Source organism: Xanthobacter albus (genome assembly GCF_043194895.2).
Taxonomy (GTDB): Bacteria; Pseudomonadota; Alphaproteobacteria; order Rhizobiales; family Xanthobacteraceae; genus Xanthobacter.
Genome location: NZ_CM195532.1, coordinates 2,279,675 through 2,296,168, shown reverse-complemented (window position 1 = coordinate 2,296,168; position 16,494 = coordinate 2,279,675). Strand labels below are relative to the sequence as shown.

Below are 16,494 nucleotides of genomic sequence, written 5' to 3'. Positions count from 1 at the left end.
GTCGCACGGCTGCGCTAGGATGCTCCATCTCGTCCGCTGGCCGAACCGGGCATCCCGCCATGACTGATCCATGGTCCTCACCGCTCCCCGACGTCCTTGCCGCGCTGGAGGCGCGCCCCGAGGGGCTCACGCCCGAGGAAGCGGAGCGCCGGCGCGCGCAATTCGGCCCCAACCGCCTTTCCGCCAGCCGCCGCGCCAGCGCGCTGCGCCTGCTGCTGCGGCAATACCAGAGCCCGCTGGTGCTCATCCTCGTATTCGGCGCCATCGTGTCGGCGGCGGTGCGGGAATGGACGGACGCCGGCATCATCATGGCGATCGTGCTCGGCTCGACGCTGATGGGCTTCTTCCAGGAATACCGGGCCTCGCAGGCGGTGGCGGCGCTGCGCGCGAAGCTGGCGCTGCGCACCGTCGCGCGCCGCGCCGGCGAAGCCCGGACCATCGCCGCCGAGGACCTCGTGCCCGGCGACGTGGTGGAGCTTTCCGCCGGCAATCTGGTGCCCGCCGACGGGCGGGTGATGGCGGCGCGCGACTTCCTCGTCTCCCAGGCCGCGCTCACGGGCGAGACCTTCCCGGTGGAGAAATCCCCCGAGCCGGTGGAGGCCGGCGCCGCCCTCGCCGGGCGCACGAACATGGTGTTCCTGGGCACATCGGTGCAGAGCGGCACCGCCACCGTCCTCGTCACCCGCACCGGCAGCGCCACGGAGCTGGGGCAGATCGCCGGCCACGTCTCGCGCGAGGGGGCGGACACCGAGTTCCAGCGCGGCATTCGCGGCTTCGGCTACCTGCTCACGCAGGTGATGACGGGCATCGTCATCTTCGTGTTCACCGTGAACCTGCTGCTGCACCGGCCAGTGGTGGAATCGCTCCTGTTCTCGGTGGCGCTGGCGGTGGGCCTCTCGCCGGAGCTGCTGCCGGCCATCGTCTCCATCACGCTGGCGGCCGGCGCGCGGGGCATGGCGCGGCGCGGCGTCATCGTGCGGCGGCTGGAGGCCATCGAGAACCTCGGCAGCGTGGACGTGCTGTGCACGGACAAGACCGGCACCCTCACCAAGGGTGTGGTGGAGTTCAACGCCGCCCTCGATCCGGCGGGGGCCGAGAGCCTCGCGGTGTTCGGCCTCGCCGCCCTCAACGCGCGGCTCGAAAGCGGCATCGCCAATCCGCTCGACGCCGCCATCGTCGCCGCGGCGGACGCGAAAGGCTGCCCCTGCCCCGGCGGCGCCAAGGTGGATGAGATCCCCTACGATTTCGTGCGCAAGCGCCTCACCATCGTGGTGGAGGAGGACGGCCGCCACCTGATGGTGACCAAGGGCGCCTTCGACCCGGTGCTGGAATGCTGCGACGCGCTCGCCTCACCCTCTGGCCCGGTACCGCTGGACGAGGCCGGGCGGACACGCCTCCAGGAGCTTTTCCGCGCCCGCGGCGAGGCGGGCTTCCGCGTGCTCGGCCTCGCCAGCCGCCGGCTGGCGCCGCAGCCGGGCTACGCCCGCGCCGACGAAACCGGCATGGTGTTCGAAGGCTTCCTGCTCTTCTTCGATCCGCTGAAGGAGGGCATCACCGAGACGGTGCGCGAGATCGAGAAGCTCGGCATCGCCGTGAAGATCCTCACCGGGGACAACCGCCACGTGGCCGCCCACGTGGCCGCCGCCGTGGGGCTCGACACACGCCACCTCGTCACCGGCCGACAGATGAACGAGATGCGCGACGAGGCCCTGTGGCACCTCGCCGAGCAGGCCAGCCTGTTCGTGGAGCTGGACCCGCAGCAGAAGGAGCGCATCATCCGCGCGCTCCAGCACCGCGGCCACGCGGTGGCCTACCTGGGCGACGGGGTGAACGACGCCCCCGCCCTCCATGTGGCCGATGCCGGCGTCTCCGTGGACCATGCGGTGGACGTGGCGCGCGAGACCGCCGACATCGTGCTGCTGAAGCAGGATCTCGATGTGCTGCGGCAGGGAGTAGTGGACGGCCGGCGCACCTTCGCCAACACGCTGAAGTACATTTCCATCGCCACGTCAGGCAATTTCGGCAACATGATCTCCATGGCCTTCGCCTCGGTGGTGGTGCCGTTCCTGCCGCTGCTCGCCAAGCAGATCCTGCTCAACAACTTCCTCTCCGACATCCCGGCCATGGCCATCTCCACCGACAATGTGGACGAGGAGGCCCTGGCGGCCCCGCAGCGCTGGAACATCCGCGCCATCGCCGTCTTCATGCTGGTGTTCGGGCTGGTGAGCACGCTGTTCGATTTCCTCACCTTCGCGGTGCTGCTCGGCGTGTTCCAAGCCGGCGAGGCGCTGTTCCAGAGCACATGGTTCGTGCTCTCCGTGCTCACCGAGCTGTCGGTGATCCTGGTGCTGCGCACGCACATGCCCAGCTGGCGCAGCCGGCCCAGCCGCTTCCTCTTCATTGCCGCCGCGCTGGTGGCGGCGCTCACGGTGTCCCTGCCCTTCATCCCGCCGGTGGCGGAGGCGTTCGGCTTCGTCCCGGTTCCGGCCAGCCTTCTCGCCGCGAGCGCGGGCATCGTGGTGCTCTATGTGGCGGGCGTGGAGTGGACCAAGAAGCGCTTTTATTCCGGCGCCCATGTCTGGCATTTCCACCGCCGCGCGAAGTCTTCCCGTGAGCGCTGACATCCTCGCCCCCATGAGCCCCCTCCTTCGCATCTCGCGCCGGAGGCGCCAAGGGCGCCGCGCGCCCCGGAATGCATAGCCAACAACACACAACGATGTAATAATACTACATTATTGCAGTATATAGTAATTTAATTCACCGCAAGACAACGCGTATGACTTTATATATATTAATTTTATTTATAAGTAGAAATATTACACGCATTTTACGATGCAGCCATCATTCCGCCACCAAATAAACGAGCGGATATCCAGATCCATAACGGAGAGATTTGACACACACGCCATATTGCAAATATGATACATTCAATGATCCATTGAGGAATGGGCTTTTTCGAAGGCCTCTCCGGGCAATTCTTGCCCCGTCGCCACCCGCTTCACGCGGCGTGCGGCACGCCCTTGCAACACAGGGGGACCCCATGACCGACTTCAAGACCCTGTCGCGGCAGCCACGATGGCCTGCGAGCCACCCGCCGCCCATGGCACCGAGGCCCTACGGCACGCTCGCCGTGCTCGGCGGCGGAGCGTGGGGCACCGCCCTCGCCGTGGTCGCGGCCCGCGCGGGCTGCGCGGTGCGCCTGTGGCTGCGCGACGCCGCCCGCGCCGCCGAGATCGCCCGCACCCGGCGCAACGCCGCGCGCCTCGGCGACATCCCCCTGCCCGACGGCATCGCTCCCACGTCCGATCTCGCCGCCGCGCTCGATGGCGCCGGGGCGGTCCTGCTCGTCACGCCTTCTCCCACCATCCGCGAGATGGCCGGGCGCATGGGCGCCCTCGCCGCGCACGAAGTGCCCCTGTTCGTCAGCGCCAAGGGCATCGAGGCCGGCACCGGGCTCATGATGTCCGTCGTGGCGCAGGAAGCGGCGCCGGGCCGCGTCATCGGCGTGGTCTCCGGTCCCACCTTCGCGGACGAGACCGCCGCCGGCCACCCCACCGCCGCCACCGTAGCCTGCGCGGCGGGGCCGGGCGTGCCGCCCCACGCCCGCCCCGGCGCCCGCATGGCCGCCAGCCTCACCTGCCACAGCTTCCGCCCCTACGTCTCCGACGACATGGCCGGCGTGGAGGTGGGCGGGGCGGTGAAAAACGTGGTCGCCATCGCCTGCGGCATGCTCGCGGGCGCCGGCTTCGGGGAGAATACCCGCGCCGCGCTCATCACCCGCGGGCTCGACGAGATGAAGGAGCTGGCGGTGCGCCTCGGCGGCCGGCGCGAGACGGTGACGGGACTTTCCGGCCTCGGCGACCTCATGCTCACCTGTTCCAGCCCCAAGTCGCGCAACTTCCGCTACGGCTTCGCCCGCGGCGAGGGCCGGTCCGACGCCGAAGCGTTCGGCGGCGCGCCGGTGCTGGTGGAGGGCCGCCACAATGCGGTGACGGTGACGGACCTTTCCCGCCGCCTCGGCCTCCACATGCCCATCTGCGAGATGGTGCGCGCGGTGGTGGCGGGGGGGCGGCCCATCGGCGAAGCCTTCGCCGCCTTCTGGGCCGCGCCCATCCAGGCCGAGCCGCGCGCCCTCGACCTCGCCTTCCCCCACCCGGCCGAGGCCGAGGTGACGCGCCGCTTCGAAGCCCTGCTGCCGTGACGGCGATGACGGACACGCGCGCCGCCTCCCCCGGGACGGCGGCCGGCTGGCGCCTCTTGCTCGCCACCGATCTCGACGGCACCTTCCTGGGCGGCACGCCGGCCATGCGCGCGGCGCTCTACGGCTGGATCTCCCGCCACCGCGACAGCGTGGGCCTGGTCTTCGTCACCGGCCGCGATCCGGACTTCATCAGCGCCCTGTGCGCGGGCGAGGCGGGGGACGGCCCGCGCGTGCCCGTGCCCGATTATGTGGTCGCCGACGTGGGCACCACGGTGGCGCGCATGGAGCTGCGGGCGGGCCGCCCTGCTTTGTCCTTCATCGATGCCCTGGAAGCGCCCATCGCGGCCGCCTGGGGCGCACGCTCCGCTTTCGTGCGGGAGACCCTCAAGGGGGCGCCGGGGCTGCGGCCGCAGGACACGCCCTTCCGCCACCGCATGTCCTACCACTACGACCCCGGCGCCTACGATCCGGCGGCGGTCCGCCCGCTGGAGGACGCCGGGCTCGACATCCTCACCTCCGCCGGCTGCTTCCTCGACGTGTTGCCGGGCGGCGTGAACAAGGGCTCCACCCTGCTGTCGCTCATCGACCACCTCGCCCTGCCGCGCGAGAGCGTGCTGGTGGCGGGCGACACGCTGAACGACCTCGCCATGTTCCGCACCGGTCTTCACGGCGCGGTGGTGGGCGGCGCGGAAGCCGCTCTCCTGGAGGCGACGGCGTCCCTGCCCCGCGCCCTCCACTGCCGCGCGCCCGGCGCCGGCGGCATCGCGGAGGCCATCGCCGCCTTCGACCTTCACCCCACGCCTCCGGAGGGGAGCTCATGAAATCGGATCTCGTCATCGTCTATCACCGCGCCCCCTACGAGGAGGTGGTGGAGGATGGCGCGACCGTCCTGAAGGAGCATGGGAGCCCCAACGGCATCGTGCCCACGCTGAAGGCGCTCATCGGCCGCATCGACCGTGCCGCCTGGGTGGCCTGGAAGGAGGCGGAGGACCCCGCCGCGCCGGGCTTCGCGCGCGTGGTGGAGATTTCCGACAGCTTCGGCACCTATGCCGTCAGCCGCCTGCCGCTGACCGCGGAACAGGTGCGCAGCTTCTACCACGTCACCTCCAAGGAAGCCTTCTGGCCCATCCTTCACGGCTTCAAGGAGCGCTACAATTACGATCCGGTGGACTGGCCCACCTTCCGGGCCGTGAACTGGGCCTTCGCGGAGGCGGCGGCGCAGGAGGCGGCGGACGACGCCGTGGTGTGGGTGCACGACTACAACCTGTGGCTCGTGCCGGGCTACCTGCGCCAGCTCAAGCCCTCGGCGCGGATCGCCTTCTTCCACCACACCCCCTTCCCCGCGCCCGACATGTTCAATGTGCTGCCCTGGCGGCGGGAGATCGTGGACAGCCTCCTCGCCTGCGATGCGGTGGGCTTCCACGTGCCGCGCTATGCGCAGAACTTCATGGCGGTGGCCCATTCCATCGCCGGCGCCCGCCCCCTGCGCGACGCCGAGACCGACCCGAGCATGACCCACGAGGGCACCGCCCTGAACGAGATGTTCACCCCCCTCGCCCTCGCCGCGCGCGGGCGCACCGTGCGCATCGACACCACGCCGGTGGGGGTGAACTTCCGGCACATCGAGGCCCTCGCGGCGGCGCCGGCGGTGGCGGAGAAGGTGGAGGCCATCCGCGCCGGGCTGGACGGGGCGCAGCTGGTGCTCTCCGTCTCGCGCACCGACTACACCAAGGGCAACATCCAGCAGCTCGAAGCCTTCGAGCGCCTCCTGGCGCGCCGGCCGGAGCTGCACGGCCGGGTGCGCTTCATGCTGGCCTCGGTGGGCGCCAACCGGGGCATGAGCGCCTATGAGGACGTGCAGCAGCGCATCGAGGAGCTGACCGGGCGCATCAACGGCGCCTTCGGCAGCTTCGAGTGGCAGCCCGTCTCCCTGGTCTCCACCGCCATCCCGCTGCCGGAGCTGGTGGCCTACTACAGGGCCGCCGACGTCGCCGCCATCACGCCCCTGGCCGACGGGCTGAACCTGGTGGCGAGCGAGTTCTGCGCCGCCCAGGGGGAGGACGGGCGCGGCGTGCTCATATTGTCCGAATTCGCGGGCGCGGCGGTGCTGCTGGAGGGCGCCATTCCCGTGAACCCCTTCTCCAATGCCCACATGGACAAGGCTCTCGACCAGGCTCTGGCCATGCCCGAGGCCGAGGCCCGCGGCCGCATGGGGCTGCTGCGCGCCTCCGCCCGCCGCTTCACCCTGGAGGACTGGGCCGAGACCACCCTCGCCGGCTTCGAGGCATTGCGCGCCCAGCCCGCGCGTGACGCGGCGGCGCGCGATGTCGCCTGCGCGTGAGAGGGCGTGGATGGCGCCATATTCCGGCTGGCGCGGCGGCGGGCGCGCCGTTATATGAGGGGCAGGTCCCCGTAGCTCAGCAGGATAGAGCACAGGTTTCCTAAAATTGGGCACCCGTGGCGGAAACGCCCGGTGTGAATCCGCTCAAATTCGGGGAAAGCTTCGGCCATCCGGCCATGCCGATCCCGAGCCAAGCCGCCCGGCCCGCGATGCCTCCATCCGGCCGGCGGAAGGTGTAGAGACTAGACGGGCGGCGCCTAAAGCCTCGCGGACCTTCCGCGGGCCATGGCGAAGGGATAGTCCAGACCACGAACGCCGGCGGCCCGAGGGCCCGAGGCGGCGGCGAAAGCCGAGGTGGGATGAAACCTGGTGTCGCGTGTTCGAGTCACGCCGGGGACACCACTCTGCTTTTTCGGCTTCCGCCGACGGCGCCACGAAGGCCGGCGCGGGCGCGGCGATGTCGCGCAATCGAACGATCCCGGCTGTGCCCGTCATGGCGCCAGCGGCCTTCGCGGCTCACGCCACCGCACCCTTCGGCTCAAGCATGACCGGCCGCGGCGGCCGCGCCGCTCCCCCCGGCGGGGGCGGCAGACGCCCTCCGGCAGCCTGCGGCCTGCGAGATCGCCCGATGCCCCTCCGCAGGGATCTCGGGAAACGGGAAGGGCGGCAAAGGCTCGCGAGCGTCACGCATGGGCTTTTGGTCAGCCCGTGCGACGGCTGACGACACCCACTTGGCGCCGGTCAAACACCGGACCAATGGCATGAAGCGCCGTCAAGGACCGGCCTCGGATGCGCGCGGCCACCCCGGTCGGCCGCCCAGGGCCGGCGGCATGCGCCGGCACGACCAGCGCCCGGCACGACCTGAGAAGCCGGGGCGCCACGGAGAGGCCGCGAGGCGGACGCGCGGGTGCCCCGCCGCCGCGTCGCCACTTTCCCCGGCTACGGGAGCCCCCTGCCGCGCGCACGACCGGAGCACCATGCCTGCCCTGCCCCTCAGCCGACGCCACGTCCTGGCCGCAGCCGCCCTCGCCGGCGCATCCGGCCTTTGGGACGTTCCGCGCGCGCGGGCCGAGACCCTCGCGCCGCGCCTCGCGGAGATCGAGGCGCGCACCGGCGGGCGCCTCGGGGTCGCCATCCACGACACCGGCAGCGGCCGCCGCTGGAACCACCGCGCGGACGAGCGATTCCCGCTCATGAGCACCTTCAAGGCGTTCGCCTGTGCCGCCGTGCTGGCGAAGGTGGATCGCGGCGAGGCGCGGCTCGATGATCCCGTGCCGGTGGCGCCCGCCGACATCCTTCCCCACTCCCCGGTCACCGGCGCGCATGCGGGCGGCGAGATGTCCCTCGGCGACCTGTGCGCGGCGGCGACCGCCGTGAGCGACAATACCGCCGCCAACCTCATCCTGCCGCGGATCGGAGGCCCGGAGGGACTGACACGCTTCATGCGCGCCATGGGCGACGCGACCACCCGGCTCGACCGCTGGGAAACCGCCCTCAATGCGGGCACGCCCGGCGACATGCGCGACACCACCACACCGGCGGCGGCGGCCCGCAGCCTTGAGGCGCTGCTGCTCGCGGACGTGCTTTCGCCCGCCTCGCGCGGGCAGCTCACCGCGTGGCTGGAGGCAGATGCCGTGGCCGGGGCGCTTCTGCGCGCCGGGCTTCCCGCCGGCTGGCGCGTCGCCGACCGCACCGGCGCGGGCGGCCACGGCTCGCGCGGCATCATCGCGCTGATCTGGCCTCCGGGCCGGCCGCCGGTGGTGGCCGCCGTCTATCTCACGCAGACCGGCCTTTCGCTGGAGGCGCGCGACGCCGTCATGGCCGAGATCGGCCGCGCCCTCGGCGAAGCGCTGCGGTAAGGGCCGGCGACCCGCGACTCAGGCGCGCCGCCGGAACACCAGGGAGAGATTGTTGGCCGGCATCTCGACGACCTCATCAAGGTCGAGCCCCCGCCCGGCGGCGCAGGCCGCCACATCCTCCAGCATCCTGAGGCCCCAGCGCGCGTCGCGCCGGCGCAGGTCCGCGTCGAAGGCCGCGTTGCTCTCCACGGTGGGCAGGCCGGCGCGGTGGAAGGCACCGTAGACATAGAGCAGGCCGCCCGGCGGCAGGAGACGGGCGGCGCCGCGTATCAGCCCCTCGGTGGCCGCCCAGGGGCTGATGTGGAGCATGTTGATGCACACCACCGCCTCCACCCCCTCCACCGGCCATTCGGCCGCGCTGGCATCGAGGGCGAGGGGGGCGCGCACGTTGGCGAGGCCCTCCGCCGTGATCCAGGCGGCGATGGAGGCCCGCGCTTCCGGCGAGGGATCGGAGGGCTGCCACGTCAGGTCCGGCCGCGCCCGCGCCATGTGCACCGCGTGCTCGCCGGAACCCGAAGCCACCTCCAGCACCCGCGCGCCGGGCGAAAGCAGCGGGCTCAGCACGGCGCGGATGGGCTCTCGGTTGCGCGCCGCCGAAGGCGCGGACAGGCGGGCCTGAGTTTCGATGCCGGACACGCAATGCCTCCCTCGCGCTGCGGCTCGCGACGAGGCGAACCGCCGGGGCATGGTGCCCGAGGCGGCCGCCCGCCTCAACCGCGCGGAAGCGGCAACGCTGCGTAAGAAAGGGTGAACGGCCGGCAGCGGCACGTGCCTTCAATGGCGCACCGGATTGCGGTAGCCTTTGGCTATGCCACAGGCTCTTTCGAATGCGACGTCGGGCGGCGCGCACGCGGGAAGGACACGGCCGGAGCGCGCCGCGCCGCGCGCGCGAGGGGCCGCCAAGGCCGCGCGCATCGCCGCGAGCGTGCTCGGCGCGCTGGCGGCAGGGCCTTTGCTTGCCCCCGGCGCGAATGCGGCCGCGGCGAAGCGGCCCGTCTGCGCCGCCGGGGAATCGAGCTCCGGGCCTTCCGCCCGCATCGTCGGCATGGCGCCGGACGGCAGCCTGCTGCTCCAGGACGGCCGGCGCTTCGTTCCGGACGGCATCGTCCTGCCCACGCGCCTGGAGCCGGTCAACGGGCTCGCCGAAGCCGCGGCCCGCGCTACGACGGACGCCGTGGGCGGACGGGAGATCACGTTTTCGCGCGTCGGCACGGACCGGCATGGCCGCCTGACGGGTGCGGCGCGGATGACCGGCGCCGATGGCGCGGGGGCCGACATCGCCGCCCGCCTGGTAGCGGCCGGCGCTGCTTATGCCAGCGCTGACGGCGCGTGCGCGCCGTCTCTGGTCGCGGACGAGCACGCGGCGCGCGCGGCGCGGCGCGGCCTGTGGGCGCGGCCGGGTGCCATCGCCCCGGCGGGAAACGAGGAGGAGATGGGGCGCCGCCTCGGGCTTCATGCCGTAGCGGAAGGACGCATCAAGGCGGTTGGCGGACGGCGTGAAACGACCTATCTGAATTTTGGTGAGATCTGGCGACGGGATTTCACCGTGCTCGTGCCGACCGGGGATTTCGCCATAATCTTCGGGCATGGCGCAGGCTCCGGCCACGATCCCGACACCTTGCGGGGCGAGCGGGTACGCGTGCGCGGCGTGGTGCGGGAACAGGGCGGCCCGGCGATCATGGTCCGGTCTCCAGCCGGCATCGAGCGGCTCGGCGAGCGAGCGGGAAGCGAGGAGTGAAGTTGAGCGCTGAGGCCCGAAACGCGAGCGTGCTCCGGCGTGATGCGCCGCGGCGTGGGCTGCGGGCGGGCGTCGTTTTTCTTGCGCTGCTGCTGGCCGGCTGCTCCACGGCCGAGCTCGACCAGGCGAGCATGCCCCTTTCCGGCGCGCAGGCCTCCGAGTTCGCCGACATGTCCCCCACCCAGCGGCGCGAGCACGAGCGGCTCGTGGCCAGCTATGGCGGCGCCTACAACGATCCCGAGCTGAAGGCCCTCATCCAGCAGGTGGTGGAGCGGCTGGTGGCGGCCTCCGAGCGGCCGGACCTGAAATACCGCGTCACGGTGCTGAACTCGCCGGCCGTGAATGCCTTCGCCCTGCCCGACGGCTCCCTTTATGTCACACGCGGGCTGCTGGCGCTCGCCAACGACACCTCCGAGATGTCCTCGGTGCTGGCGCACGAGATGGCGCACGTCATCGCCCGCCACGCCAATATCCGCGAGGACCAGGTGAAGCAGGCGGTGCTGGTGAGCCGCGTCATCTCCGACGTGGTGAACGACCCAGACCTCGGGGCGCTCGCCATGCAGAAGAGCCAGCGCACCCTCGCCTCCTTCTCCCGCGGGCAGGAGCTTGAAGCGGACGCCATCGGCGTCGGCATCGCCTCGCGCGCGGGGTTCGACCCCTACGGCGCCTCGCGCTTCCTCACCGACATGGGCCGATCCTCCGAGATGCGCTCCACCGCGCTCGGCGGCTCCGCCACGCCGCCGGAGATGGATTTCCTCTCCTCCCATCCGGCCACGCCCGAGCGCATCTCCATCGCCATCGCCAACGCGCGCCAGTATGCCGTTCCCGGCAACGGCGAGCGCGACCGCAGCGCCTATCTCTCGGCCATCGACGGCATGGTCTATGGCGACGACCCCAAGGAAGGCTTCGTGCGCGGGCGCAAGTTCTTCCACCCCAAGCTCGGCTTCACCTTCACCGCGCCCGAGGGCTTCTCGCTGGAGAACACCTCCCAGGCGGTGCTGGGCGCCACCGGCTCCGGGCGCGAGGCGCTGCGGCTCGACGCCGTGCGCGTGAGCCCCGACCAGTCGCTGGCGCAATATCTCTCCTCGGGCTGGATCGACGGGGTGGAGATCAACACGGTCGAGACCCTGAGCGTGAACGGCTTTTCCGCCGCCACCGCCATCGCGCGCGGCGACCAGTGGTCGTTCCGCATGTTCGCCATCCGCTTCGGCTCGGATGTCTATCGCCTCATCTTCGCCGCCCGCGAGCTGACGCCCGAGCTGGACCAGCGCTTCCGCGCCGCCGCCAGCACCTTCCGGCGCGTCTCCTCCGGCGAGGCGGAGACGGTGAAGCCGCTGCGCCTGCGGCTGGTCACGGTGGGCTTCGGCGACACGCCCGACAAGATCGCCACCCGCATGCAGGTGCCCGACCGCCACCTGGAGCGCTTCCTGACGCTCAACGGCCTCGATGCCAACGCCAAGCTGAAATACGGCGACAAGGTCAAGATCATCGCCGAGTGAGCCCGCGGGTGCATGTTGCACCGCAGCGAAATGGGCGTAATCTGATAGCCGGCAAATCATAATGACGGAGATTCCGGCGTTTCGTCGCGCCGGCCTCCGCCGTCCGCCGGCACCGAAAGAGCGCCTTCGAGCCGCGTCGGGATGAACTTGAGGAAGGGGTGGCCATGACCTTTTCCGTCACGCTGATCGATCTCGCCGGCTACGCGGCCTTGCTGCTGTGGGGCACGCACATGGTGCGCAGCGCCGTGGAGCAGGCCCTGGGGCCGCGGCTGAAGGCGGTGCTGGCGCGGGCATTGCGCAACCGCTGGCAGGGGTTCGCGGCCGGGCTCGCCATCACCGCCCTGCTCCAGAGCAGCACCGCCACCGCCTTCATGGTCTCCGGCTTCGCCGCCGCGGGGTTCGTCGATCTGGTTCCCGCGCTCGCCGCCATGCTGGGGGCCAATGTGGGCACCACGCTGATCGTGCAGGTGCTCTCCTTCGATGTCGCCGCCGCCGCGCCGGGGCTGGTGCTGGCGGGCCTCATCATGTTCCGCACGCAGCGCGGCTCCGCCGCCCACGACCTCGGGCAGGCCGTCATCGGTCTCGGCCTCATCCTCATCGCCCTGCACCAGCTCGTGGAGCTGATGCGGCCGCTGGAGGATGCACCATCCCTGCGCATGCTGCTGGGGCAGGTGGCGACCGTGCCCATGCTGGACGTGATCCTGGCGGCCGCCCTCACCTGGGCGGTGCACTCCTCGGTGGCCGTGGTGCTCATCGTCATGTCGCTGGCGAGCCAGGGCGTCGTGCCGCCCAATGCCGCCTTCGCGCTCATCCTCGGCGCCAATCTCGGCAGCGCCCTGGCACCGGCGCTGGAAGCGGCGGGCGGAAGCGACCCCGCCGCCCGCCGCCTGCCCTGGGGCAATCTCATCAACCGGGCACTGGGGGTGGCGCTCGCCCTCGCCTTCATCGAGCCCATCGGCCGCTTCATGGTGACCATGCAGAGCGATCCGGGCCGGGCGGCCGCGGACTTCCACACCCTGTTCAACCTGGTGACGGCGGCGGCCTTCCTGCCGCTGCTCTCGCCCTTCTCGAAGCTGCTCCGCCGCCTTTATCCCGACCGCGAGGACCCGGCCGACCCGAGCCGACCCATCTATCTGGAGCCCGCCGCGCGCGAGACGCCCATCGTGGCCGTGGGCGCGGCGGCGCGGGAGGCCATGCGGCTCGCCGACACGGTGGGCGACATGCTGGCGAGCGCGCGCGAGGCCCTCATCTCCGGCGACCGCAGGCGGCTGGCCGAGACCCAGGGCATGGACGACATCCTCGACCGGCTCAACCGCGAGATCAAAACCTATCTCACCGCCATCGACCCGGCCGAGCTCACCGAAACCGACCGGGCGCGGGTGGACGAAATCCTCACCTTCGCCACCAACATGGAGCAGGCGGGCGACGTGGTGCACCACAACCTTCTGCTGCATGCCGCGAAGAGGCTGAAGCGGGGCCTCTCCTTTTCACCCGAGGGCCGGCGTGAGCTGGAAATGCTGCTGAACCGGCTCGCCGACAACGTGCGGCTCGCCGCCTCCCTGTTCCTCACCGCCGACCCGCGCGCGGCGCGGCTGCTGGCGGGTGAGAAGGCGGCCTTCCGCGCCAGCGAGAGCCTCGCCACCCGCACCCACTTCGACCATCTGCGCTCGGGGCTCGTGCACCTCGCGGAGGCGAGCACGCTGCACCTGGACCTCATCCGCGACCTGAAGCTCATCAACGCCCATATCGTCGCGGCGGCGGCCTATCCGGTACTGGAGCGCTCCGGCGAGCTGCTGGCCAGCCGGCTTGCGGACGAGGCCGTCGCCCATCCGGGCTGAGGGGCGCCCCATCGAAAACTCCTGAGCCACCTTGCGATATGGGCCCGGCCGTGGATAATGCGCCTCGGCCTGGGGTGCCGCGCGTGCACGCGGCTGAGATCATACCCATCGAACCTGTCTGGATCATGCCAGCGTAGGGAGGTGCCGATGAGCGAGAGCTTGTCGCCTGTTTCATCGTCTTCCGCCACATCCCCCGCGCGCCCGCGGGTCGCCATCGTGGGCGCCGGCGTCATGGGCCTTTCGCTGGGCTGGCGCCTCGCGCGCGCCGGCTGCGCGGTGGATATCTACGAGGCCGGCGTTGCCGGGCGCGGCGCCAGCCATGCGGCCGCCGGCATGCTGGCCGCGTGCGCCGAGGCAGAGCCCGGCGAGGATGAGCTGCTCGCCCTCAACCGCCTGAGCCAGGCCCTGTGGCCGCAGTTCGAGGCCGAGCTCGAGGCCGAATCGGGCACCAGCGTGGACCTGCGCACCGAGGGCACCCTCACCATCGGCCTCACCGCCGACGACGCCGCCCGCCTGCGCCACCTGTTCGCGCTCCAGACCTCCCTCGGCCTGCCGGTGGAGTGGCTCGGCGCCGCCGCCGTGCGCCGCCTGGAACCGCACCTCGCCGGCCAGCTTTCCGGCGCCATCCTGAGCGCCGAGGACCATCAGGTGGACAACCGCAAGGTGGTTTCCGCCCTGCTCACGGCCGTCGCCCGCGCCGGCGCGCGGCTGCACGAGAACAGCCCCGTCAGCCGGGTCGCCACCCAAAGCGGCAAGGCCATGGGCGTGGTGGTGGGCGACGAGCTGAAGGCCGCCGACATGGTCATCCTGGCCGCCGGCGCCTGGAGCCGGGGGGTGGACATCACCCCCGCCGCGCCGCTGCCGGTGCGCCCGGTGAAGGGCCAGATGATGGCCCTGCGCATGGACCCTGCGGCTCCGCTCGTGAACCACGTCATCTGGGCCCCCCATTCCTACATCGTCCCCCGCCGCGACGGCCGCCTCATCCTGGGCGCCACCACGGAGGAGAAGGGCTTCGACACCGACCTCACGGCCGGCGGGCAGCTCGCCCTGCTCACCTATGCATGGCGCGCGCTGCCGGCCATCGAGGAATTGTCCATCCACGAGCAATGGGTGGGCTTCCGCCCCGGCAGCCGCGACGACGCGCCCATTCTCGGCCCGGCCGAGGAGGTGGACGGGCTGGTCTATGCCACCGGGCACCACCGCAACGGCATCCTGCTGCTGGCCGTGACCGCCAAGGTGGTGGCCGACTTCGTGCTCGAAGGCCGCCTCAATTCGGTGGCCGCCCCCTTCCGCGCCGGCCGCTTCGCGCCGCGCGCGGCGGCGGAGTGAGAGCCATGACGGCCCCCCTGGAGCTGACCGTGAACGGCGCCGCCGAAGCCCTGCCGGCCGCCACCATCGCCGACCTCATCGGCGCCAAGGGGCTCGACCCGGCGCAGAAGGGCATCGCCGTGGCGCTCAACGGCGCCGTGGTGCCGCGCCGCGCATGGGGCGACACCCGCCTTTCCGCCGGCGACACGGTGGAGATCATCACCGCCAAGCAGGGCGGCTGAGCCGGCGCGACAGGACACGAGAACGACCATGAGCACGAATGCCGATCCCCTCGTCATCGCCGGGCGCACCTTCCAGTCGCGCCTATTCCTCGGCACGGCGGGGTATCCCAACCAGAAGGTGTTCCTCGACGCGCTCGCCGCCTCGGGCGCGGAGATGGCGACCGCCTCCATCCGCCGCATCAGCCTCAGCGGCTATGAGGAGAGCCTGACGGACCTCCTCACCGGCCGCGTCCACATCCTGCCCAACACCGCCGGCTGCCAGACCGCCAAGGACGCCGTGCTCACCGCCGAACTGGCGCGCGAGGCGCTGGAGACCGACTGGGTGAAGCTGGAGGTGATCGGCGACCGCGAGCTGCTCTACCCCAATGTGGAGGAGCTGCTCAAAGCCACCGAGGATCTCGTGAATCGCGGCTTCGTGGTGCTGCCCTATTGCAATGACGATCCCGTCACCTGCCAGAAGCTGGCGGACCTGGGAGCCGCCACCGTGATGCCCCTCGGCTCCATGATCGGCTCAGGCCTCGGCATCGCCAATCCGCACATGATCGAACTGATCTGCACGCGCTCACCGGTGCCGGTGGTGCTGGACGCCGGCATCGGCACCGCCTCCGACGCCGCGCTCGCCATGGAGCTGGGCTGCTCGGCGGTGCTGCTCAACACGGCGGTGTCCAAAGCGCTCGATCCGGTGCGCATGGCGCGCGCCTTCCGCCACGCGGTGGAGGGCGGGCGTCTGGCGCGCCTCTCCGGGCGCATCCCCAGGAAGCTGCATGCGGAGGCGTCCAGCCCCGAGTTCGGCCTCGTGGGAAGCTGAACGGCCGTGCTGCCGGCGCCGCCGCTGCTTCTCATCACCGACCGCCGGCAGGCGCGCGGCGACCTCGCCGGGCTCGTGGCCGCCGCCTGCGCGGGCGGCTGCCGCTGGATCTCCCTGCGCGAGAAGGACCTGCCGGAGGCCGAACAGCTCGCCCTCTTTGCCCGCCTGCGGGCCGCCGCCGCCCCATTCGCCGCCCGGCTGACGCTCCACGGCACGCCGGAGCTGGCGCGGACGGCGGGCGCGGACGGGGTGCACCTGCCGGATGGCGGCGACGTGGCGGCCGCGCGGGCGCTGCTCGGCCCCCGTGCCCTCATCGGCCTTTCCGTCCACACGCTCGCGGATGCCGGCGGGAGCAACGCCGCGCGCGCGGACTACATCACCGCGAGCCCCGTGTTCCAGACGATCTCCAAGCCCGGATACGGCCCGGCGCTGGGCGGGGCCGGCCTTGCCGCCTTCGCCGCCACGGCGGCGGTGCCGGTGGTCGCCCTCGGCGGGATCGAGGCGCACACCGCGCGCTCCTGCCTGGATGCGGGGGCGCGGGGCGTTGCCGTCATGGGCGCGGTGATGCGCGCGGATGACCCGGCCGAGAGCATTCGCCGCCTGATCGCGGCGCTGGATCACCTGCCCGCGCCGGGCGGCAAGCCCGCTTGAGCGCCCGGC

At 71.6% G+C, this 16,494-nt stretch carries 13 protein-coding genes and 1 riboswitch; of the genes, 12 read left to right on the top strand and 1 reads right to left on the bottom strand.

Annotated features, from left to right (window positions below; genetic code table 11):
- The first annotated feature begins 59 nt into the window (after positions 1–59).
- The 5 genes from mgtA (at position 60) to bla (ending at position 8,401) form a co-directional block, all read left to right on the top strand.
- Entirely contained in the window at positions 60–2,621 is a 2,562-nt protein-coding gene (gene mgtA, locus V5F75_RS10230) for a magnesium-translocating P-type ATPase (RefSeq protein WP_394036490.1), read from the top strand.
- 419 nt (positions 2,622–3,040) lie between these two features.
- The gene (locus tag V5F75_RS10225; protein WP_394036488.1) at positions 3,041–4,201 is read left to right on the top strand and encodes an NAD(P)H-dependent glycerol-3-phosphate dehydrogenase; all 1,161 of its coding nucleotides are present in this window, start codon (positions 3,041–3,043) and stop codon (positions 4,199–4,201) included.
- A 5-nt stretch (positions 4,202–4,206) separates the two neighbouring features.
- Positions 4,207–5,022 carry an HAD family hydrolase gene (locus V5F75_RS10220; RefSeq protein WP_394036486.1) on the top strand — a complete coding sequence of 272 codons (816 nt, stop codon included), beginning with the start codon at positions 4,207–4,209 and terminating at the stop codon, positions 5,020–5,022.
- Positions 5,019–6,542, top strand: a complete 1,524-nt coding sequence (ggpS, locus tag V5F75_RS10215) for a glucosylglycerol-phosphate synthase (RefSeq protein ID WP_394036484.1) — start codon at positions 5,019–5,021, stop codon at positions 6,540–6,542. Before V5F75_RS10220 ends, ggpS begins: the two co-directional genes overlap by 4 nt.
- Positions 6,543–7,519: 977 nt before the next feature.
- The gene (bla, locus tag V5F75_RS10210) at positions 7,520–8,401 is read left to right on the top strand and encodes a class A beta-lactamase (protein WP_394036482.1); all 882 of its coding nucleotides are present in this window, start codon (positions 7,520–7,522) and stop codon (positions 8,399–8,401) included.
- An 18-nt stretch (positions 8,402–8,419) separates the two neighbouring features.
- Here bla and V5F75_RS10205 read toward each other — a convergent pair whose 3' ends face one another.
- Positions 8,420–9,028, bottom strand: a complete 609-nt coding sequence (locus tag V5F75_RS10205) for a DUF938 domain-containing protein (protein ID WP_394036590.1) — start codon at positions 9,026–9,028, stop codon at positions 8,420–8,422.
- Between the two features lie 181 nt (positions 9,029–9,209).
- On the opposite strand from V5F75_RS10205, the gene V5F75_RS10200 reads away from it, so the two are divergent.
- The 7 genes from V5F75_RS10200 (at position 9,210) to V5F75_RS10170 (ending at position 16,485) form a co-directional block, all read left to right on the top strand.
- Complete coding sequence (locus V5F75_RS10200) at positions 9,210–10,139, top strand: thermonuclease family protein (RefSeq protein WP_394036480.1); 930 nt, start codon at positions 9,210–9,212, stop codon at positions 10,137–10,139.
- Positions 10,136–11,638: a M48 family metalloprotease gene (locus V5F75_RS10195; RefSeq protein WP_394036478.1), complete on the top strand. Its 1,503-nt coding sequence runs from the start codon at positions 10,136–10,138 to the stop codon at positions 11,636–11,638. Before V5F75_RS10200 ends, V5F75_RS10195 begins: the two co-directional genes overlap by 4 nt.
- Before the next feature lie 164 nt (positions 11,639–11,802).
- Complete coding sequence (locus V5F75_RS10190; protein ID WP_394036476.1) at positions 11,803–13,476, top strand: Na/Pi cotransporter family protein; 1,674 nt, start codon at positions 11,803–11,805, stop codon at positions 13,474–13,476.
- 60 nt (positions 13,477–13,536) lie between these two features.
- Positions 13,537–13,633, top strand: a riboswitch (TPP riboswitch).
- Positions 13,624–14,805, top strand: a complete 1,182-nt coding sequence (gene thiO, locus V5F75_RS10185) for a glycine oxidase ThiO (RefSeq protein WP_394036474.1) — start codon at positions 13,624–13,626, stop codon at positions 14,803–14,805. It overlaps the preceding riboswitch by 10 nt.
- Before the next feature lie 5 nt (positions 14,806–14,810).
- Complete coding sequence (gene thiS / locus V5F75_RS10180; protein ID WP_394036472.1) at positions 14,811–15,026, top strand: sulfur carrier protein ThiS; 216 nt, start codon at positions 14,811–14,813, stop codon at positions 15,024–15,026.
- A gap of 28 nt (positions 15,027–15,054) precedes the next feature.
- A complete protein-coding gene (locus tag V5F75_RS10175) occupies positions 15,055–15,834 on the top strand; it encodes a thiazole synthase (RefSeq protein ID WP_394036470.1) in 780 nt (259 codons plus the stop codon).
- A 6-nt stretch (positions 15,835–15,840) separates the two neighbouring features.
- Positions 15,841–16,485: a thiamine phosphate synthase gene (locus V5F75_RS10170; RefSeq protein WP_394036468.1), complete on the top strand. Its 645-nt coding sequence runs from the start codon at positions 15,841–15,843 to the stop codon at positions 16,483–16,485.
- The last annotated feature ends 9 nt before the right edge of the window (positions 16,486–16,494 follow it).